Source organism: Nocardia bhagyanarayanae, assembly GCF_006716565.1.
Lineage (GTDB): Bacteria > Actinomycetota > Actinomycetes > Mycobacteriales > Mycobacteriaceae > Nocardia > Nocardia bhagyanarayanae.
Genome location: NZ_VFPG01000001.1, coordinates 3,765,651 through 3,784,960, shown reverse-complemented (window position 1 = coordinate 3,784,960; position 19,310 = coordinate 3,765,651). Strand labels below are relative to the sequence as shown.

The following is a 19,310-nucleotide window of genomic DNA, read 5'->3' as shown; positions in this document are numbered from 1 at the left end:
GTCTACGCCGACGGTCCTTCGTCGGGACCCGCGCCGTCGCCGCCCGCGTGCGCGTACTCCGACAGCGCCGCGGCCAACGCGTGCGGTACCCGCGCCCGGACCCGGGTGCCCGCCTCCTCGTGAGCGGAGGACAGGATCCGGCCGTCGGCGTGGATGCGCGCCAGCAGATCGCCTCGGGTGTACGGCAGCAGCACGCCGACCTCGACGTCCAGTCCGCCGAGCACCTCGGCCAGCCGGTCGAGCAGGCTCTCGATGCCCTCGCCGGTCTGCGCCGAGACGAACTCGGCGTCCGGCAGCAGCGCGCGCAGCTTGGTCAGCTCCATCGGATCGACGGCGTCGATCTTGTTGAGCACCAGCAGTTCCGGCGGCGCGGCCGCGCCCTGCTCCTTGATCACGTCGGTGATCACCTCGCGCACGGCCTTGATCTGCTCGGCGGGCATCGAGTCGGAGCCGTCCACCACGTGCAGCAGCAGATCGGCGCCGGTGACCTCCTCCAGCGTCGAGCGGAACGCCTCGACCAGCTGGGTCGGCAGGTGCCGCACGAAACCGACGGTGTCGGTGAACACGACCTCGCGGCCGTCGTCCAGATCGGCACGCCGGGTGGTCGGATCCAGGGTCGCGAACAGCGCGTCCTGGACCAGGAGGCCCGCGCCGGTGAGCGCGTTCATCAGGCTGGACTTGCCCGCGTTCGTGTAGCCGACGATGGCGACCTGCGGAATGCCCGAGGACGCCCGCCGCGCCCGCTTGGTCTCGCGCGCGGTCTTCATCTCCCGGATCTCGCGCCGTAGCTTGGCCATCCGCTCGCGGATGCGGCGGCGGTCGGTCTCGATCTTGGTCTCACCGGGACCGCGCAGACCCACACCGCCGTTGCTGCCGGCGCGACCACCGGCCTGCCGGGACATCGACTCACCCCAGCCGCGCAGCCTGGGCAGCATGTACTCCATCTGGGCCAGAGAGACCTGCGCCTTGCCCTCGCTGGAGGTGGCGTGCTGGGCGAAGATGTCCAAAATCAGGGCGGTCCGATCGATCACCTTGACCTTGACCACCTTCTCCAGGGCGGTCAGCTGGGCCGGGGTCAGCTCACCGTCGCAGATGACGGTGTCGGCGCCGGTCTCGAGCACCACCGAGCGCAGTTCGTCGGCCTTGCCGGAACCGATGTAGGTGGCCGGGTCCGGCCGGTCGCGGCGCTGGATGAGCGCCTCGAGCACCTCCGAGCCCGCGGTCTCGGCGAGCGCGGCGAGCTCGGCCATGCTCGCCTCTGCTTGGGCCACCGAGCCCGAGGTCCACACGCCGACCAGCACGACCCGTTCCAGGCGCAGCTGCCGGTACTCGACCTCGGTGATGTCGGTGAGTTCAGTGGACAGACCGGCGACGCGGCGCAGCGAGCTGCGTTCGTCCAGCTGTAGCTCACCGACCGTCGGCTCCATCGTCCAGCCGTTGCGCTTCATTCGGGCGGCACGTTCGGCCACCACGTCACCGGAGCGCGCGGTGTCGTCGGCCGAGTCGGCGAAGTCGAACTCGTCGTCGGCCGGATTGATGTCATACGTCTCTGAATTCCTCATACACCATCCATGCTGCCAGGTGCGACCACCCGGCGCATTCCGTTATTCGTGGGGCGCGTTCAGCGCCCGTTCCACCACTGCTCGGCCAGCGTGCCGGTGGCGAGCAGCACCGAAGGCCCGCGCAGCCAGGCCGAGCCGCCGTCGAGGCCGACGGTGACCGCGCCACCCGGCACACGCACCGTCACCTGGCCGGTGTCCTCGGCGATGCGGAAGCCCTCGACGGCCAGCGCCGCCGCGGCCGCCGCGACGGTTCCCGTTCCACAGGACCGGGTTTCGCCGACGCCGCGCTCGTAGACGCGCATGTCGACCGAGCGGTCCGCGTCCAGCGAGGTCAGGATCTCCACGTTCACCCCGGACGGGAAGAGATCCGGGTCGTAGCCGGGCGGGACGCTGAGATCGAGCTTGCCGAGCGCGTCTGCGGTCAGCCCGGCGTCCACGCAGGCCAGATGCGGGTTGCCGACATCGATGCCGATCCCCTGATAACCCCAACCGGCGATGGTCGCCGTGGATTCCCCGAACTCCTTCACCCGGCCCATCGTGACGGTGACCTCACCCTCGACCGGCCCGCCCGCGTGCACGACGACCGGCCGAGCGCCCGCCCTGCTGCCCACCACGTACTCCGCGCGCGATTCGCGCCCGGTCGCGGTCAGGTAGTGGGCGAAGACGCGCACGCCGTTGCCGCACATCTCCGCGATCGAGCCGTCGGCGTTGCGGTAGTCCATGAACCAGTCGTCCGCGCCGACGCCCTCGGGCAGGTCCGCCAGCACGCCCGCGTCCCGCAGCGCGCCGGCGCGCGCGACCCGCAGCACGCCGTCGGCCCCGAGACCGCGCTGCCGGTCGCAGAGCGCGGCGATGCGGTCCTCGGTCAGTTCGAGCCGGACATCCTCGTCGGGCAGCACAACGAAGTCGTTCTGGGTGCCGTGCCCCTTCGTGAACTCGATGTCCGTCACGTGCGCGTTCTCCTCGTCGTCGTCATCTGGCAAACGTCCGGCGCTGCCGGGAAATTTCGTACAGTGCGACCGCGGCCGCCGAGGGCGCGCCCAGCGAGCTGGCGGTGCCGCCCATGGGAATGGAGACCAGGTCGTCGCACGCATCCTGCCAGGCGGCGCTCATCCCGCTGGTCTCGTTGCCGATGACCAGAATGGTCGACTCGGTGAAGTCCTGATCGAACACCGGGTGCGAACCGTGCTCGTCGGTGCCGACGATCCTGGTCGGGATACCGCGGGCGATCTGGCGGTCGCGCAGCGCGAGCACCTGTGCGGGTCCGGCGGCGCGATAGACCGGGACCGCGAACAGCGACCCGGTGGAGGCGCGGACGGACTGCGGGTCGTACTGGTCGGCGCCGTGACCGGTGACGATCACCGCGCAGGCGCCGAAGGCGTCCGCGGACCGGATCAGGGTGCCGAGATTGCCCGGCGAGTTCGGGCGGTCGAACACCACGATCACCGGCGCGTCCTCGCCGGGTTCCCCGGGCTCGAAGGTGTCCAGCTCGGGCTGGCGCGAGATCGCGACGGCGACCAATTCCGGTATGCCGCTCGCCTTCTCACCGAGTTCCGCCATCAGTTCGGGCACCAGCCCGACCTGCGGGACGTCGGTGCTGTCGAGCACCTCCCTGGCCCAGCCGGAGAGGTCGGGCGCCCCGAGCCGGTAGAGCAGGGTCTCCAGCGGCCACCCGTTGGCGATCGCCTGGGTGATCGGGCGCACGCCCTGCACCAGGAACCGGCTGTCGCGGTGGCGCTTGGTGCGATTGTTCAAGTAGGCCTGCCACACCTGCACCGAGGCGTTGCGGGTGCTGACACGTCGGGTCAAAGGGAGTTCCGTTCTGTGTTGTCGATCTGACGCAGCGCCGCGCCGAGCAGGTCGGGCTCGGCGCCGTCCACCCAGCGCACCCGGGGATCGCGGCGGAACCAGGAGCGCTGTCTGCGCACGTAGCGGCGGGTGCCGATCAGGGTGCGTTCCATGGCGTGGTTCAGGTCGTATTCGTCGTCCAGGTAGGCGAGGACTTGCGCGTAGCCGATGGCCCGGCGCGCGGTGACGCCCTCCCGCAGGCCGTGCTCGAGCAGCCCGCGAACTTCTTCGACCAGACCCGTCTCGAACATCAGCGCGGTGCGCCGCTCGATGCGCGCGTCCAGCTCGGCGGTGTCGCGGTCGACGCCGAGGACGACGGTGTCCCAGCGCGGCGCGCCGATGGTGGGCGCCGAGGCGGCGAACGGCCGACCGGTGAGTTCCACGACCTCCAGCGCACGCACCATGCGGCGGCCGTCGGTGGGCAGGATGGTGGCGGCCGCGACCGGATCGGCCGCGCGCAGCGCCGCGTGCACGGCGGCGACGCCCTGCTCCGCGAGCATCTGCTCCCAGCGGGCGCGCACCACCGGATCGGTGGCCGGGAACTCCCATTCGTCCAGCAGCGCCTGCACGTACATCATCGAGCCGCCGACGATGATCGGCGTGCGGCCGCGAGCCAGGATGTCCTCGACATCGGCGGCGGCCGCGCGTTGATAGGTGGCCACGCTCGCGGTCTCGGTCACCTCGAGCACGTCGAGCTGGTGGTGCGGAATACCGCGCCGCTCGGCGACGGGCAGCTTGGCGGTGCCGATGTCCATGCCGCGGTAGAGCTGCATGGCGTCGATGTTCACGATCTCGCCGTCGAGGCGGGCCGCGAGATCCAATCCCAGATCGGACTTGCCGGTGGCGGTGGGACCGACCACCGCGATCGGCACTCTCATCGCACCTCCCGTTCCGGTCGCCAGACGCTCACGTGATAGCCGACTCCGAAAGGCGCGTCCCGATAATGGGTTTCGACGGAAGGATCGGACGGATCCGCGGCGAACAGACCGCCGAGGACCTGATAGGCGGCGCGCCCCGACACGGCCAGCTCCGCGCACAGCGCCGGGTCGAGCGCGCCCAGCGCCGCCCGGTCTCCCGCGCTCAGTGCCCGGTCGAGCTCGGCTTGCAGCGGGACGGCGCGCTCGTCGAGGTAACCGGGCGACTTGACGGTCAAGGTGGCGGCGCCGTCGGCGACGACGAGGACGCCGTTCGGTTCGTCGTCCGCGTCGAGCTCGGCGCGTAGCTCGGCGCCCAGTTCGAGGCAGCGCGCCGCCGAGGTGTCGGCCGCGATCAGGCGCGCGGTGGCGCGAGCAGCCGGTGCGACGCGTCCCCGCAACCATCCAGCGATCAAGGCGGGCAGCGGCAGCCGCGGATCGGCGGCAAACCCGGGCGCGGTGGCCGAATCGGCCAGCGCGACATGGAGATCCACGCCGAAACCACGGAAGGTTCCGGCGGATTCGGGGCCGAGCACACCGTCGGCGGATCCGACGCCGAGCACCGTCCACCGCTGCGTCACCGCCGCGAGCGCCCGGGCCGCATCGAGCGCGGCGGAGCGCAGCACGGCTGGTGGGTCGTCCGGATCCGCCCCGCTTCCCCTCGCCGCGGCGCCGCCTAGTTCGGGCACCAGGATCGGCGGCGACGGGACCAGAGCCGCAATACTGAACACGCCGTAAACCGTATCTGTTCGGCCCGCGGGGCCGGTGCACGGCGGTACCGAGACGCCCGCCGGTCGGCTTCGAGTGTCTGTAGCGTCAATTCGCCACGAGATTGATAGTGTCGACATGCGACAACCCAGGTCACCACGGGTTGCCGGTCCCGGGTCCCAGCCCGGGAAGAGCGTAGATCAGATGGTCTCGAGGGCTCGGACCGGGTTCAATGGGATGAGCTAGGGCGTAACCAGGCAGCCGTGACGCGCGGCAGGGACGGAGAACAATGACCGACAGCAACGGAACCGCGAAGGCCAATCCCGGCACGACACCGCGCCCCTCCGGTGCCCCGAAGCCCGGTGGCCCGTCAGCCCATCCCAAGCCGCACGCGGTCAAGCCCGCACCGGGCCCGGCCGCCCAGCAGCACCCGCATCCGGTGGTCGTACCGACCGTCACCGACCCCAGCCGCTGGGGCCGGGTCGACGAGGACGGCACCGCCTGGGTGAAGACGGCCGAGGGCGAGCGGATCGTCGGCTCCTGGCAGGCGGGCGACGCCGCCGAGGGCCTCGCCCACTTCGGCCGCCGCTTCGACGACCTCGCCACCGAGGTCGCGCTGCTGGAAGCGCGGCTCGCCGCGGGCGCCGACGCGCGCAAGACCAAGGCCGCCGCGCTCGCGCTGGCCGAATCGCTGCCCACCGCCGCCGTCATCGGCGACATCGACGGGCTGGCCAAGCGACTGCAAGCTATCACCGAGCATTCCGAGGAAGCGGCCGCGCACGCGAAGGAGGAGAAGGAGCGCGCGCGCCACGAGCACACCGAGCGCAAGGAAGCGCTGTGCGCCGAGGCCGAGCAGATCGCCGCCGAATCCACCCAGTGGAAGGCCGCCGGCGATCGGCTACGCGAGATCCTCGACGAGTGGAAGTCGATCCGCGGCGTGGACCGCAAGGTCGACGACGCGCTGTGGAAGCGCTACTCCAAGGCACGTGAATCCTTCAATCGCCGCCGCGGCGCGCACTTCGCCGAACTCGATCGCGAGCGGGCCGCCGCCAAGGCGCGCAAGGAAGAGCTCTGCGTGCGCGCCGAGGAGCTGTCCGGCTCCACCGACTGGGTCGGCACCGCGGCCGTCTTCCGTGATCTGCTGACCGAGTGGAAGGCCGCCGGCCGCGCGCCGCGCGAGGCCGACGAGTCGCTGTGGCGTCGCTTCAAGAGCGCGCAGGACGTGTTCTTCGCGGCACGCAACGCCGCGGTCTCCGAGCGCGACGCCGAGTTCGAGGCGAACGCCGCCGCCAAGGAAGAGCTGCTGCACGCCTACGAGCACATCGACCCCGCGGGCGGTCTGGACACCGCACGCGCGCAGCTGCGCGAGTTGCAGGAGAAGTGGGACGCCATCGGCAAGGTCCCGCGCGAACGCATCCAGGAGCTCGAGGGCAAGCTGCGGACCATCGAGAAGCGGGTCCGCGACGCGGTGGACGCCCAGTGGCGGCGCACCGACCCGGAGGCCGTGGCGCGCGCAGCCCAGTTCCGCGAGAAGGTCGCCCAGTTCGAGGAGCAGGCGGCCAAGGCGCAGGCGGCGGGCAAGCAGCGCGACGCCGAGAAGGCGCTCGAGCAGGCCAAGCAGTGGCGCGAGTGGGCCGAGGCCGCCGAGGGTGCTGTCAGCAACCGCTGATTTGTTGGCGGCCAGGGCTTTTCGACCGCTCCGGTAGCGTCGGCCTGGTGCGACAGGTGTGGGATGCGTGGGGCCACGTACTGACGGTGTGGGCCTGTGCGGTGCCCGCCGTGCTCGCGGCGATCTGGTGGACGACACAGTGGCGGGTGCGCCGCGGCCAAGACCGGAATCTCGCGCTGCGGTACACCGTGGCGGAGGCCGGGCTGGTCGCGGGCACGCTGCCGTGGATCTGGATGATCCTGACTCCGGTCGACGGCGTCGGCGCGATCAGCGCGGTGCCGCTGCGGGATCTCGTCGCGACGCTGACCGACTCGCCGTCGAGCGCGTTCGTCCAGGTCGGGGCGAACACACTACTTTTCGTACCGCTTGGTTTCTTCCTTCCGCTGCGCCTGCCCCGGTTCGCGGGCGTGCCCGTGATGGTGTTGGTGGGCGCGGCGGTTTCCGCGACGTTGGAAATCGCTCAGTACGTGTTCGACCTGGGGCGGGTCTCGTCGGTGGACGATGTGCTGATGAACGCCGCGGGCGCGGGCTTGGGCGCGCTGCTCGCCAAGGCGCACGTCACGCGGCGTGAGACCGGACGATCACACAGCGAGCGGATGTTGCTTCGCCTCGGCTGGAGCACCTGACCAACCCACCGAACCGGCGCCCACGGCGCCGGGAGCACCGGTCGATCACAGAGAGCGAAAGCTGCTTCGCCTCGGCTGGACTGATCAATGCCATCGGACCGGTGCCCACCGCGCCGGGAGCGCCGGTCGATCACAAGCAAGCGAAAGCCGCTCTCCTGCGCGGGAGCACCTGACCATCCCCACCGAGCCGGCGCACACAACGCCGAGACCGCGAGCGCCGATCGACCGGCCGCGGGGCGGATTCAGTCCCCGAGCAGACGGCGGCGGTCGCGTTCCTCCGCGGCGGCCGCGGCGTTGCGCCGCTGCTCCTCGGCGGCAAGTTGCATGGCCGTGCGGCTCCACACCACGCGGATCCAGTGGAAGGTCAGCACCATGACGGCCAGCGTGCCGATGATCAGGCCGATGCCGGGGCCCGCGCCGACGTAGTTGCCGAGACCGGGGGTCTGGCGGTGCCAGATGGAGAAGACGCCGAACACGCTGGCGATGGCCGAACCCGCGACCGCGATCCAGGCCAGCACCCAGCGCCGGGTCATCAGCGCCAGCAGCGAGAAGCCGATGCCGAACACCACGACGAACCAGACGAAGATGCGCGACGGCAGGCCGATGTGCTCGATGCGGGTGGCGTCGGTGCTGAGCAGCACGTCGAAGCCGCGCGCGCTGCCCGCGTGTGCGAGCACCAGCGAGAACAGCAGCAGGAACACCGCGCCCGCCACCACCATCGCGCGCACGCCCGGATCGATCTCCCCGGCGATGCGGCGCTCGACGGCGTCGAGTTCGTCGCGGAACTGCTCGAAATCCTTGCTGCTCTCGACCGAGCTCACGGCGCTGTCGTCTGCTTCGCGCACGGCGCTGTCGTCTCCTTCGACTGGATGATCGTGCTTGTCCGCGTCCACTGTGCCAGCACCGTCGGTCGCCCCATCGGCCGACCCACTACGCGCGGTAGTACCGGACTCCGATTCGGGCGTCGCGCCCCGCGCGGAATCGTCGGGGCCCTTGCGAGGGGTCTCGTCGTCTCCCGCGCCGGGGCGCGCGCTCATGCGTCGCAGCCTGTCGCGCAGCCGGAGGCGACCGGCTCGAGGACCGGCGCACCGATCTTCGGCAGTCCGAGGCCGACGCCGATCGGCTCGGTCTTCGGCGTGACGCCGCGCTCGTGCGCGTCGCCCGCGCGGGTGCGGCGGTGGGTCTTGATCGGCGCGTCCGCGATGAGGTGGTGCGGCGCGGCCTCGGTGATGTCGACGGTGATCACGTCGCCGGGGCGGACCGCCTCGGCGGTGCCGCCGGGCCGGAAGTGCACCAGCCTGCCGTCGCGGGCCCGCCCGCTCATCCGCGCGGTCGCGGCGTTCTTCTTGCCCGCGCCCTCCGCGACGAGCAACTCCACCTCGGTGCCGATCAGCGCGCGGTTGGCCTCGAGGGAGACCTCCTCCTGCAGCGCGATGAGCCGGTCGTAGCGCTCCTGGACCACCTGCTTGGGCAGCTGGTCGGGCATGTCGGCGGCCGGCGTGCCAGGCCGCTTCGAGTACTGGAAGGTGAACGCGCTGGTGAACCGGGCCTGCCGCACCACGTCCAGGGTCTCCTGGAAATCCTCCTCGGTCTCGCCGGGGAAGCCGACGATGATGTCGGTGGTGATGGCGGCGTGCGGCATGGCCGCGCGGACCTTCTCGATGATGCCCAGGTAGCGGGCCTTGCGATAGGAGCGCCGCATGGCCTTGAGCACCCGGTCCGAGCCGGACTGCAGCGGCATGTGCAGCTGCGGGCAGATGTTCGGCGTCTCGGCCATCGCCTCGATGACGTCGTCGGTGAACTCGGCCGGATGCGGCGAGGTGAAGCGAACCCGCTCGAGTCCGTCGATGTCGCCGCAGGCGCGCAGCAGTTTCGCGAACGCGCTGCGGTCGCGCGGCTCGGTCGGGTCGACGAAGTTGACGCCGTAGGAGTTGACGTTCTGTCCCAGCAGAGTCACCTCGAGCACGCCCTGGTCGACCAGCGCCTGCACCTCGGCGAGCACGTCGCCGGGGCGGCGGTCGACCTCCTTGCCGCGCAGCGACGGCACGATGCAGAAGGTGCAGGTGTTGTTGCAGCCCACCGAGATCGACACCCAACCGGCGTAGGCGGATTCGCGCTTCGCGGGCAGGGTGGACGGGAACGCCTCCAGCGATTCCAGGATCTCGACCTGGGCCTCTTCGTTGTGCCGCGCGCGCTCGAGCAGCACCGGCAGCGAGCCGATGTTGTGCGTGCCGAACACCACGTCCACCCACGGCGCCTTGCGCACGACGGTGTCGCGGTCCTTCTGCGCCAGGCAGCCGCCGACCGCGATCTGCATGCCCGGCCTGCCCGCCTTGATCGGGGCGAGGTGGCCGAGGGTGCCGTAGAGCTTGTTGTCGGCGTTCTCGCGCACCGCGCATGTGTTGAAGACCACAAGGTCCGCCGTCGCCCCCGGCGCGGCCTTCACGTAGCCCGCGTCCTCCAGCAGGCCGGACAAGCGTTCGGAATCGTGCACGTTCATCTGGCAACCGAAGGTGCGGACCTCGTAACTGCGTACTCCCGCCACAACCTGTTCGATCGAATCCACCCATTAAGGGTACGGGGGGCCGTCGAGCGGGTTTCCAGCGCATCGCCGCAGGCTCGGGGCCTCGCCCCGGTCAGCGCCCGGATGCGGCCGCCAGGTTACAGAGCTGTGACGATGCGGTGTGGCGTCACGGTGTGTCGCGGAAACCGGGGCAAATTCGGTTTTTCCCCTTAAGGTCGAGAACCATGACCGACGCCGCCGCCGCGCCCGACACGACCGGGGACGCCACGAGCTTGGACAAGGGCCCCGCCACCAGCGCGCCGCCGATGATCTCGATGCGCAACGTTGACAAGCATTTCGGTGATCTGCACGTGTTGCGCGATATCAACCTCGAGGTTCCCAAGGGACAGGTCGTCATCGTCCTCGGCCCCTCCGGTTCCGGGAAATCGACCTTGTGCCGCACCATCAATCGGCTCGAGCCGATCGACTCCGGCGACATCGCCATCGATGGCGTGCCGCTGCCCGCGGAGGGCAAGGCGCTCGCCGCGCTGCGCGCCGATGTCGGCATGGTGTTCCAATCGTTCAATCTTTTCGCGCACAAGACCATCGTCGAGAACGTGATGCTCGCGCCGATCAAGGTGCGCAAGGTCAAGAAGGACGAGGCACGAAGCCGCGCCATGGAATTGCTCGAGCGCGTGGGCATCGCCAACCAGGCCGAGAAGTACCCGGCTCAGCTGTCCGGCGGTCAGCAGCAGCGCGTGGCCATCGCCCGCGCGCTGGCGATGAACCCGAAGGTGATGCTCTTCGACGAGCCGACCTCGGCGCTGGACCCGGAGATGGTCAACGAGGTGCTCGAGGTGATGGTGTCGCTGGCCAAGGACGGCATGACCATGCTGGTGGTCACCCACGAGATGGGCTTCGCGCGCCGCGCGGGCAACCGGGTGCTGTTCATGGCCGACGGTCAGGTGGTCGAGGACACCGAGCCCGAAACCTTCTTCACCGCACCGAAATCCGAGCGCGCCAAGGACTTCCTGGGCAAGATTCTCAGCCACTGACCCGCCCGGCGCAGACGACGGCATCGAAATTCACACAAGGAGTTAGGAACTCGATGAGGATCAACCGTGCACTTCGACTCGGTGTCGGGGCGATCGCCCTGGCTTTGGCCGCCACCGCCTGCGGCGGCGGTGACGAGGGCAGCGCCCTCGACCACGCCAAGGAAGGCAAACTGACCGTCGGCATCAAGTTCGACCAGCCGGGTCTCGGTCTGCGCAACAAGGACGGCTCTTTCAGCGGCTTCGACGTCGAGGTCGCCAAGTACGTCGCCGGAAAGCTGGGCGTGCAGCCGGAATCCATCACCTTCAAGGAAGCGCCGACGCCCCAGCGCGAGACGCTGATCGAGAACGGCCAGGTCGATTTCGTCGTCGCCACCTACTCGATCAACGACAAGCGCAAGGAGAAGGTCGATTTCGCGGGCCCGTACTACGTGGCGGGCCAGTCGCTGCTGGTGAAGGCCGACAACACCGACATCACCGGCGTCGAATCCCTCACCGGCAACAAGAAACTCTGCTCGGTGAAGGGCTCGACGCCCGCGCAGAACGTCAAGGAGAAGTACGCCAAGGACGTTCAGCTGCAGGAGTTCGACACCTACTCGCTGTGCGTGGAGGCGCTGCGCAACGGCTCGGTCGACGCGGTGACCACCGACGACATCATCCTCGCCGGTTTCGCCGCGCAGTCGCCGGGCCAGCTGAAGGTGGTCGGCAAGCCGTTCACCACCGAGAACTACGGCATCGGCCTGAAGAAGGGCGACCAGGAGACCCGCGACAAGATCAACGACGCGATCGAGGCGATGATCGCCGACGGCTCCTGGGCCAAGGCGATCCAGCAGACGGTCGGCGGCGCGAGCTTCACGCCCTCGTCCGCTCCGCAGGTCAACCGCTACTGAGATTCCACACACGGGTGGTCCGGGGCGATCCTCCGGACCGCCCGCTCGGCTCACCACCGATGAACCGCACCGCATTGATGGGAGGGACGCGCCCGCCGTGTTCGATCTGATCTCGGAATACGACACCAAGATCCTGGAAGCCTTCTGGGTCACGATCAAATTGACCGCGTTCTCCGCGGTCGGGGCGCTGATACTCGGCACGATCGTCGCCGCCATGCGCGTGTCCCCCGTACCGGTCGCCCGCTGGGTGGGCACCGCCTACGTCACGATCTTCCGCAACACCCCGCTCACGTTGATCATCGTCTTCTGCTCGCTCGGCCTGTATTCCGCGCTCGGCTGGAAGCTGGCGGGAGATTCCATCGAGGACAACAACTATCGCTGGGCGATCGTCGGCCTCAGCGTCTACACCGCCGCGTTCGTCTGCGAGTCGCTGCGCTCGGGCATCAACACGGTGCCGCTCGGCCAGTCCGAGGCGGGTCGGTCGCTGGGCTTCAGCTTCACGCAGAACCTGCGCTTGGTGGTGCTCCCCCAGGCCTTCCGGTCCGTGATCGCGCCGCTGGGCAGCGTGTTGATCGCGCTGACCAAGAACTCCACCATCGCCGCCGCGATCGGTGTCGCCGAAGCCGCCAAGCTCATGGCGGAGATGATCGAGGTCGAGGCCGCGCTGCTGGCCATCGGCGCGATCTTCGCCCTCGGCTTCGTCATCATCACCCTGCCGACGGGTCTGCTGTTCGGCTGGCTCGCCAAGCGATACGAGGTCGCCCGATGACCAGCGCTTCCGTTCTCTTCGACGCACCGGGCCCGAAGGCTCGGCTGCGCAACAACATCTACACGGCGGTGGTAGTCGTCGCCGTGCTGGCGGCCGGGTACTTCCTGTTCCGCGCCTTCGATCAGAAGGGCCAGTTCGAGGCCGAGAAGTGGAAGCCGTTCCTGGAGGGCGACGTCTGGTCGACCTACCTGTGGCCGGGCCTGAAGGGCACCGTCGTCGCGGCGTTGATCTCGATCGTCTTCGCGCTGGTGATCGGCATGGTCTTCGGCATACTGCGCCTCTCGGAGCACCGCTCGGTGCGGCTGATCGCGGGCGCCGTCGTCGAGTTCGCCAGGGCCATCCCCGTGCTGATCCTGATGATCTTCCTGTTCGCCCTCTACAGCGAATACGACCTGTTCAAGTCCGACGACCTCGCGCTCGCCGCGGTGGTGACGGCGCTGACGATCTACAACGGCTCGGTCATCGCCGAGATCGTGCGCGCGGGCATCCGCTCGCTGCCCAAGGGGCAGACCGAGGCCGCCGTCGCGCTCGGCATGCGCAAGAACCAGCTGATGCGGCTGATCCTGCTGCCGCAGGCAATCACCGCCATGCTGCCCGCGTTGATCTCGCAAATGGTTGTCGCGCTGAAGGATACGGCGCTGGGCTACCAGATCACCTACATCGAGATCGTCCGCTCGGGCCAGCAGCTCGGCGCGGCCGAACAGAACACGATTCCGGCGCTGATCGTCGTCGCGATCATCATGATCGCGCTGAACAGCACGCTGACCCTGGTGGCGACCAAGCTGGAGCGGCGGCTGCGGGCCCGCAAGCGGGCCAAGGGCGGGGTCGTGCTCGCGGCGGATTCGATCATCACCGACGCCGCTCCGGGCGTCGATGTCGTCAAGAAGCCGTGAGGCGTCAGTACCGGTAGAACCCTTCGCCGGTCGCGATGCCGAGCTTGCCCTTGTCGATGTAGTTGTCCTTGAGCCAGGACGCCAGGCGCTGCGCGTCCTCGTCGCCGTGCGCGAGGATGTTGTAGGGAGTGGTGAGGCCGATGACGTCGAGGATCTGGAACGGGCCCATCGGCGCGCCCGTGGCGATCCGCCAGGTCTTGTCGACCGCCTCCGGGTCGGCGTAGCCGCCCGCGCCGAGCGCCATGGCCGAGTTCAGGAACGGCACGAGCAGGGAGTTGAGCACGTAACCCGCCTTCTCCTTGTGCACCTCGATCGGGACCATGCCGATCGCCTCGGCGAAGTCGACGAGGGCGCGGAACACCGCGGGATCGGTCTCGGGCGTGCCCATGATCTCGGCGGTGTTGAACTTCCAGACCTGGTTCGCGAAGTGCAGCGCGAGGAACTTGCCGGGGCGGCCGGTGGAGTCTTTGATGTCGCTGGGCAGCAGGGTCGAGGAGTTCGTCGCGAAGATGGTCCGTTCGGGGGCTACCTCGCCGAGGTGGCGGTAGAGCTCCTGCTTGATGGTCAGCACCTCCGGCACCGCCTCGATCACCAGATCGGCGTCCTTCACCGCGCTCGCGAGATCGGTGGTGAGCCCGATTCCCGACGCCGTCCGCTCCGCCTTGCCGCCCTCGGCGCCCGGCACCTCGGCCGCGTAGATCGCCGCGAGTTTGGCGAATCGCTCCCGCGCGGCCTCCAGCGCGGGTTCGTCGATGTCGTAGGCCGTGACGTCGAAGCCGCGGAAAGCGGTCTGAAACGCGATCTGCGAGCCAAGCACCCCGGTCCCGAGGACCGTCACCTTACGGATATCGATGGCCATACTCGTTCTCCTCCCGGACTCCGCGCGACACGACCCCACTCTCCGTGGACTCCATACCCCCATCATGGTCCCGCGCACCCCACCGCGCCGCCGAACGACCGCCGGGTATCGGACATATGCGACACCAGCGAGTAACAATGCGGCAAACCACTGCCCATCGGGGAGATCGCGGTGCCGGTCGCTGCTCGTCCGGCTCGATGGTTACGTAGTTCGGGCGACCGACGTATCCCGCGACGAAAGTCGAGAGAAGCGCTCGCGAGATGCGGGGTACGGCGAGTGATGTCAGTCCGGTGGGTTGGCCGGCTCGTCGAGCGGGCCGGAAGACCACTCGGCTTCGGCGAGTTCGGCTTTCACCACGGTGAAGGCAATGGATTGGCTGTAGCCGCGGCGGGCGAGCATGCCGACGAGGCGGCGGACGGCCTTGTCTCGGTCGAGGTCTCGGGGCAGGGTGCGGAGTTTGCGGCGGACCAGTTCCACGGCGCGGGCTTCTTCGTCGTCGGAGCTGATCGCTTCCAGCGCGGGCGCGGCGTCGGCGGGGGCGACGCCCTTACGGCGCAACTCCTGGGCGAGGGCCTGTTTGCCCTTGCCGGAGAAGGTGTGCCGGGAGTGCACCCACTGTTCGGCGAAGGCGGCGTCGTCGATGAGGCCGACCTCGGCGAGGCGGTCGAGCGCACGCTCGGCGACCTCGGCGGTGTATCCCTTGGCGGCCAAGCGCTGGGCCAGTTCGGCGCGGCTGCGGGCGCGGACGGCGAGCAGACGAAGACACGCCTCCTTCGCCTGCTCGACCGTCCCGCCTTCGGGGGTGCGTTCCGACGTCGACCGGCTCGCGCCCGCCTCCGTCTCCCGCGCATCCCCTTCGGATCCGGCCGCCACCGGATCCACCCGTCGGCCGGTGTTTCGACCAGTATCGACCGATCGGGAGTCGTTGCGGCGGTGTGCGTTCCGCCGTTCGCGCCGGGACGGGTGCGGGGCCCCGGTCGAGCCCGCTCGCTGCGGATCGGGCGAGCTCGACCGGGCTCCCAGGATGTCCGAATCGGCCGAACCACCATCGGCCGACCGGACCGGTCCCGGCTCCCGTCCGCCGGGGCGGGGTCCGCGGTTTTCCACGGATCGCCCGTCGGCGGACAAGAGTTCGTGCAGTCGGCGCCGCATGTCGTGCACCGGGTCGGGCCGCTCGGCGGCGGCTCGATCGGTACGGCGTCGAATCGACGCGTTCATGCGTTCGTCTGGCCGACCGGAGGCGGACTCAGAAATCGGCGGGCACCTCGCCCGCGGCGTCCGCGGTCACGTCGGCGCCGATCCCGAGCTTCTCCTTGATCTTCTTCTCGATCTCGTCGCGCACGTCGGTGTTCTCCAGCAGGAACTTGCGGGCGTTCTCCTTGCCCTGGCCCAGCTGGTCGCCCTCGTAGGTGTACCAGGAGCCCGACTTGCGGATGAAGCCCTGCTCGACGCCCATGTCGATGAGCGAGCCCTCCTTGGAGATGCCGTGCCCGTACAGGATGTCGAACTCGGCCTGCTTGAACGGCGGGGAGACCTTGTTCTTGACGACCTTGACGCGGGTGCGGTTGCCGACCGCGTCGCTGCCGTCCTTGAGGGTCTCGATGCGGCGCACGTCCAGACGCACCGAGGCGTAGAACTTCAGCGCCTTACCACCGGTGGTGGTCTCGGGCGAGCCGAACATGACGCCGATCTTCTCGCGCAGCTGGTTGATGAAGATGGCCGTGGTGCCGGAGTTGTTCAGCGCGCTGGTCATCTTGCGCAGCGCCTGGCTCATCAGGCGGGCTTGCAGACCGACGTGGCTGTCACCCATCTCGCCCTCGATCTCGGCGCGCGGCACCAGCGCGGCGACCGAGTCGATGACGATGATGTCGATGGCGCCGGAGCGCACCAGCATGTCGGCGATCTCCAGCGCCTGCTCACCGGTGTCGGGCTGGGAGACGAGCAGCGCGTCGGTGTCGACACCGAGCTTGCGCGCGTAGTCAGGATCGAGGGCGTGCTCGGCGTCGATGAACGCCGCGACGCCGCCCGCCGCCTGCGCGTTGGCCACCGCGTGCAGCGCGACGGTGGTCTTACCCGAGGACTCCGGGCCGTAGATCTCGACGACGCGGCCCCGCGGCAGACCGCCGATGCCGAGGGCGACGTCCAGCGCGATGGATCCGGTCGGAATCACCGAGATGGGCTGGCGGGCCTCCTCGCCCAGCCGCATCACCGCGCCCTTGCCGAAGCTCTTCTCCACCTGGGCGAGCGCGAGCTCGAGCGCCTTGTCGCGGTCGTACGCCTGTGGTGCCATGTCCTTGGTCCCCTTTTCGACGGGTAAGTCTCTCGATCTGTGGTTGGCGCCCACATTAGAGGGCGGCACCGACAAGTTCTGAGGACAAGACTAGACGAACAGGTGTTCGAGTCAAGCGACGCGCCCGGCGACACGCGCCGCGTATTCCGCGACCAGCAATTTCCGCGCAATCCGGCGGCGGGCGCCCGGTGAATCCGCCCGCCGCCCAGGTCTTCCGCCTACCGCTGCGGCAGCACGGCGTCGGCCTCCTCCGGCCCGCGCGGACCGAAGATGCGGCGCTCCGACTCCTCGATGCGCACGTCGTCGATGCTGGCCTCGCGCCGCGCCATCCGTCCGTCCGGCGCGAATTCCCACTGCTCGTTGCCGTAGCTGCGCCACCACCGGCCGGCTTCGTCGTGCCATTCGTACTGGAAGCGCACGGCGATGCGGTTCCCGTCGAACGCCCATAGATCCTTGCGCAGCGCGTACCCGTTCTCCTTCGCCCACTTCCGGGTCAGGAACTCGACGATGGCGGCACGTCCGGTGAAGAACTCGTCGCGATTGCGCCACACCGAATCCTCGGTGTAGGCGGCGGCGACGCGTTCCGGATCGCGGGTGTTCCACGCGTCCTCGGCGGCGCGCACCTTGGCCTCGGCGGAAGCGCGGTCGAACGGCGGCAATGGGGGTCTCATGGGTCGACCTTTCGATTGATCAGGGGTTGAGGGGTGACAATTCCGGCCCGCTCCAGCGCAGCGGACCCGCGGCCCGCCACACGACCTCGGTGATGGTGAAGTCGATCGAGCACTGCGCACCGGCGGCGAATGTGCCCGGGTCCCAGTTCAGTTCGGCCGTGCCGGTGAGCTGGAGCGCCCCGCCGGTCGGCCAGTGCGGGATCAGCAGTCCGCAACGCGGGCGCACCGCCAGATTGCCGAGCGTCATGAACATCGAGTTGCCGCGATAGTCGGGCCAGCGCAGCCGCGTCGGCGAGAGGACGCGCAACACGCCGGGATTCCCGCCGCGGTGCGACGCGTCGGCGTGCCCTTCGTCGTCGGCACTGGCCACGAAGAAGGTGTCGGCGGCCGCGACGATCCGCCGCTGCCGAGCGTCGAGCGCGGACCCGCGCCGCGCGTCGATCCGCACGGCCGCGGGGTCGTAGGCCGTCACCCACCGCCGCGAGATGTACTTGGGGCAGTTCGAATACACCTGGTCGGTAGCGATCCGCAGCCCGTCGTCGTGCGGGCGCGCGACCCCGTTGACCCGCATGCGCCTGCGGCGTCCCGGCTCCAGCGCGATCATGCCGACCGGCGCGGGACGGGTCAGCGCCTCGGCCAGCGGGTCGCCCGCGCCGGGCCGCGCGTCGACGGCGATCGCCTCGGCGTCGACGGCGCGCACGAACCCGGGCCGCCCGACCAGCGAGCTCGCCCACAGCCGCCCGTCGGCGTCGGCGGCGGCGATCACCACCATCGGCTGCGCGGCGAGGAAATCCCCGGCGACAGCGGGGATGTCGCGCCGGATCATGCGACCGACCTTCGCCGCGATATCCGCCTGCCCCATGCGCCGCTGCACGGCCAATTCACCCGAGTGGTAGAGCGCCATCTCGAAACGCTCGTCTCAGAAGAATCCGCACGTGGGCGCGGCGCCGCTCGGCGCGGGCGCGGATTCCGCACCGGACGGCGCGTACACCTCGAGCCGGATGCCGTCGGGATCGGTGAAGAAGATGCCGCCGGAGGCCACCCCTTCGCCGTGCGCGACCACACCGTCGTGCACGAAGCGCACGGACAACTCGCGCAGCACGGATTCCACCGCGCGCACTTGCTCGATGTCCTCGACCTGGAACGAAAGATGGTGCAGCCCCGGCGTTTCGGTGGAGAAGACGCCGTCGGACTGCTCCCACAGTGTGATCACGAGCTTCGCGTCCGCGCCGAGAAACGCCCACCTGCGCCCGTCCGCGTCGCCCGCGGCGAGTTGTTCGAAACCGAGCGCACGCCGGTAGAAGTCCACCGAGCGGTCCAGATCCGAGACGTTCAGTCCGATGTGCCCCGTCGCGAGAGCAGGTGCGGTCACCGCGGTCATGGTGTATTCCTCCTGGAATTGTCAACCACTGTTGGTTGTTTCAACGGTTAGAAGATAATCCGACGCGACCCGATCGGTCAACCGTTGATTTATGTTTGATCGGTTAGAACGGTGGTGGTTGTCCTGACTTCCCGAGACGGCTCGTTACCCTCAGTCATGCTCGATCCACGTCCCCACCTCGGTGAACCGCTGGCGCTCGACCTGCTGAACACGCGGTGGATCGACGACGGCCCGCGGGATCTGCTCACCGATGTCGATGGTCTGCGCGTCTGGCTGAACTCGGCGGGCTTGGCGGACAAGGCGCCCGCCGACGAACGAACCCTGGCCGCGGTCCTCGACGCGCGCGGCGCGATCTACGACGTCGTCCGGCACGGCTCGCACGCCGCCCTCAACGACGTGCTCGAGCACGGCAGGATCAAGCGCCGCCTCACCGACGACGGACCGGACGACCTACCGGACGTGACCGACCCGGCCTGGCTACCCGGCTGGCTCGCGGCCGAGAACCTGCTGCACCTGATCGCCAAGGCCCCGGACCGGATCCGCCAGTGCGCGCACCCGGACTGCGTGCTGTTCTTCTACGACACGTCCAAGAACGGCACCCGCCGCTGGCACTCGATGGCGACCTGCGGCAACCGCACCAAGGCCGCCAGGCACTACGCCAAGAAGGCCTGAGGC

20 protein-coding genes are annotated in these 19,310 nt (G+C 69.4%); 7 read left to right on the top strand and 13 right to left on the bottom strand.

All coding sequences use genetic code 11. The features are described 5' to 3' along the window. Window positions 1-2: 2 nt before the first annotated feature. From hflX to FB390_RS16110, 5 genes are all read right to left on the bottom strand, one after another. Complete coding sequence (gene hflX, locus FB390_RS16130; protein ID WP_246124296.1) at window positions 3-1,448, bottom strand: GTPase HflX; 1,446 nt, start codon at window positions 1,446-1,448, stop codon at window positions 3-5. A 173-nt stretch (window positions 1,449-1,621) separates the two neighbouring features. Continuing rightward, window positions 1,622-2,503, bottom strand: coding sequence for a diaminopimelate epimerase (gene dapF, locus FB390_RS16125; protein ID WP_141811818.1), 882 nt, complete (start codon window positions 2,501-2,503; stop codon window positions 1,622-1,624). Between the two features lie 31 nt (window positions 2,504-2,534). Continuing rightward, window positions 2,535-3,371 carry a TrmH family RNA methyltransferase gene (locus tag FB390_RS16120; protein WP_141809674.1) on the bottom strand — a complete coding sequence of 279 codons (837 nt, stop codon included), beginning with the start codon at window positions 3,369-3,371 and terminating at the stop codon, window positions 2,535-2,537. Beyond that, a complete protein-coding gene (miaA, locus tag FB390_RS16115) occupies window positions 3,368-4,288 on the bottom strand; it encodes a tRNA (adenosine(37)-N6)-dimethylallyltransferase MiaA (RefSeq protein ID WP_141809673.1) in 921 nt (306 codons plus the stop codon). The genes FB390_RS16120 and miaA overlap by 4 nt, the downstream gene beginning before the upstream one ends. Then, the gene (locus FB390_RS16110; RefSeq protein WP_141809672.1) at window positions 4,285-5,055 is read right to left on the bottom strand and encodes a class III extradiol ring-cleavage dioxygenase family protein; all 771 of its coding nucleotides are present in this window, start codon (window positions 5,053-5,055) and stop codon (window positions 4,285-4,287) included. The genes miaA and FB390_RS16110 overlap by 4 nt, the downstream gene beginning before the upstream one ends. A gap of 266 nt (window positions 5,056-5,321) precedes the next feature. Between FB390_RS16110 and FB390_RS16105 the strand changes: the two genes are divergently transcribed. Together FB390_RS16105 and FB390_RS16100 are read left to right on the top strand one after the other, a co-directional pair. Then, on the top strand, window positions 5,322-6,701 hold the full coding sequence (locus tag FB390_RS16105; protein ID WP_141809671.1) for a DUF349 domain-containing protein: 1,380 nt from the start codon (window positions 5,322-5,324) through the stop codon (window positions 6,699-6,701). A gap of 47 nt (window positions 6,702-6,748) precedes the next feature. After that, a complete protein-coding gene (locus FB390_RS16100) occupies window positions 6,749-7,327 on the top strand; it encodes a VanZ family protein (RefSeq protein ID WP_141809670.1) in 579 nt (192 codons plus the stop codon). 242 nt (window positions 7,328-7,569) lie between these two features. On the opposite strand, the gene FB390_RS16095 is transcribed toward FB390_RS16100, so the two are convergent. Both FB390_RS16095 and miaB read right to left on the bottom strand, forming a co-directional pair. After that, on the bottom strand, window positions 7,570-8,172 hold the full coding sequence (locus tag FB390_RS16095; RefSeq protein ID WP_425465908.1) for an Rv2732c family membrane protein: 603 nt from the start codon (window positions 8,170-8,172) through the stop codon (window positions 7,570-7,572). Window positions 8,173-8,360: 188 nt separating this feature from the next. Beyond that, window positions 8,361-9,893: a tRNA (N6-isopentenyl adenosine(37)-C2)-methylthiotransferase MiaB gene (miaB, locus tag FB390_RS16090; RefSeq protein ID WP_141809669.1), complete on the bottom strand. Its 1,533-nt coding sequence runs from the start codon at window positions 9,891-9,893 to the stop codon at window positions 8,361-8,363. 263 nt (window positions 9,894-10,156) lie between these two features. On the opposite strand from miaB, the gene FB390_RS16085 reads away from it, so the two are divergent. From FB390_RS16085 to FB390_RS16070, 4 genes are all read left to right on the top strand, one after another. Next, window positions 10,157-10,885: an amino acid ABC transporter ATP-binding protein gene (locus FB390_RS16085; RefSeq protein WP_141811816.1), complete on the top strand. Its 729-nt coding sequence runs from the start codon at window positions 10,157-10,159 to the stop codon at window positions 10,883-10,885. A 53-nt stretch (window positions 10,886-10,938) separates the two neighbouring features. Then, a complete protein-coding gene (locus FB390_RS16080; protein ID WP_141809668.1) occupies window positions 10,939-11,772 on the top strand; it encodes a glutamate ABC transporter substrate-binding protein in 834 nt (277 codons plus the stop codon). 97 nt (window positions 11,773-11,869) lie between these two features. Continuing rightward, complete coding sequence (locus FB390_RS16075) at window positions 11,870-12,541, top strand: amino acid ABC transporter permease (protein WP_141809667.1); 672 nt, start codon at window positions 11,870-11,872, stop codon at window positions 12,539-12,541. Further along, entirely contained in the window at window positions 12,538-13,434 is an 897-nt protein-coding gene (locus FB390_RS16070; RefSeq protein ID WP_141809666.1) for an amino acid ABC transporter permease, read from the top strand. Before FB390_RS16075 ends, FB390_RS16070 begins: the two co-directional genes overlap by 4 nt. Before the next feature lie 4 nt (window positions 13,435-13,438). Here FB390_RS16070 and FB390_RS16065 read toward each other — a convergent pair whose 3' ends face one another. The 6 genes from FB390_RS16065 to FB390_RS16040 form a co-directional block, all read right to left on the bottom strand. Further along, window positions 13,439-14,293, bottom strand: a complete 855-nt coding sequence (locus tag FB390_RS16065; protein WP_141809665.1) for a 3-hydroxyacyl-CoA dehydrogenase — start codon at window positions 14,291-14,293, stop codon at window positions 13,439-13,441. Between the two features lie 282 nt (window positions 14,294-14,575). Continuing rightward, window positions 14,576-15,166: a recombination regulator RecX gene (recX, locus tag FB390_RS16060; protein ID WP_141809664.1), complete on the bottom strand. Its 591-nt coding sequence runs from the start codon at window positions 15,164-15,166 to the stop codon at window positions 14,576-14,578. A gap of 373 nt (window positions 15,167-15,539) precedes the next feature. After that, window positions 15,540-16,583 carry a recombinase RecA gene (gene recA / locus FB390_RS16055; protein WP_067782568.1) on the bottom strand — a complete coding sequence of 348 codons (1,044 nt, stop codon included), beginning with the start codon at window positions 16,581-16,583 and terminating at the stop codon, window positions 15,540-15,542. A 218-nt stretch (window positions 16,584-16,801) separates the two neighbouring features. Next, window positions 16,802-17,254, bottom strand: coding sequence for a nuclear transport factor 2 family protein (locus tag FB390_RS16050; protein WP_141809663.1), 453 nt, complete (start codon window positions 17,252-17,254; stop codon window positions 16,802-16,804). A gap of 19 nt (window positions 17,255-17,273) precedes the next feature. Further along, window positions 17,274-18,158 (bottom strand): pyridoxamine 5'-phosphate oxidase family protein, encoded by an 885-nt coding sequence (locus FB390_RS16045; RefSeq protein ID WP_141809662.1) that lies wholly within the window; start codon window positions 18,156-18,158, stop codon window positions 17,274-17,276. A gap of 15 nt (window positions 18,159-18,173) precedes the next feature. After that, window positions 18,174-18,635, bottom strand: coding sequence for a VOC family protein (locus FB390_RS16040; RefSeq protein WP_141809661.1), 462 nt, complete (start codon window positions 18,633-18,635; stop codon window positions 18,174-18,176). A gap of 156 nt (window positions 18,636-18,791) precedes the next feature. Between FB390_RS16040 and FB390_RS16035 the strand changes: the two genes are divergently transcribed. Continuing rightward, complete coding sequence (locus tag FB390_RS16035) at window positions 18,792-19,307, top strand: CGNR zinc finger domain-containing protein (RefSeq protein WP_141809660.1); 516 nt, start codon at window positions 18,792-18,794, stop codon at window positions 19,305-19,307. Window positions 19,308-19,310: the final 3 nt, after the last annotated feature.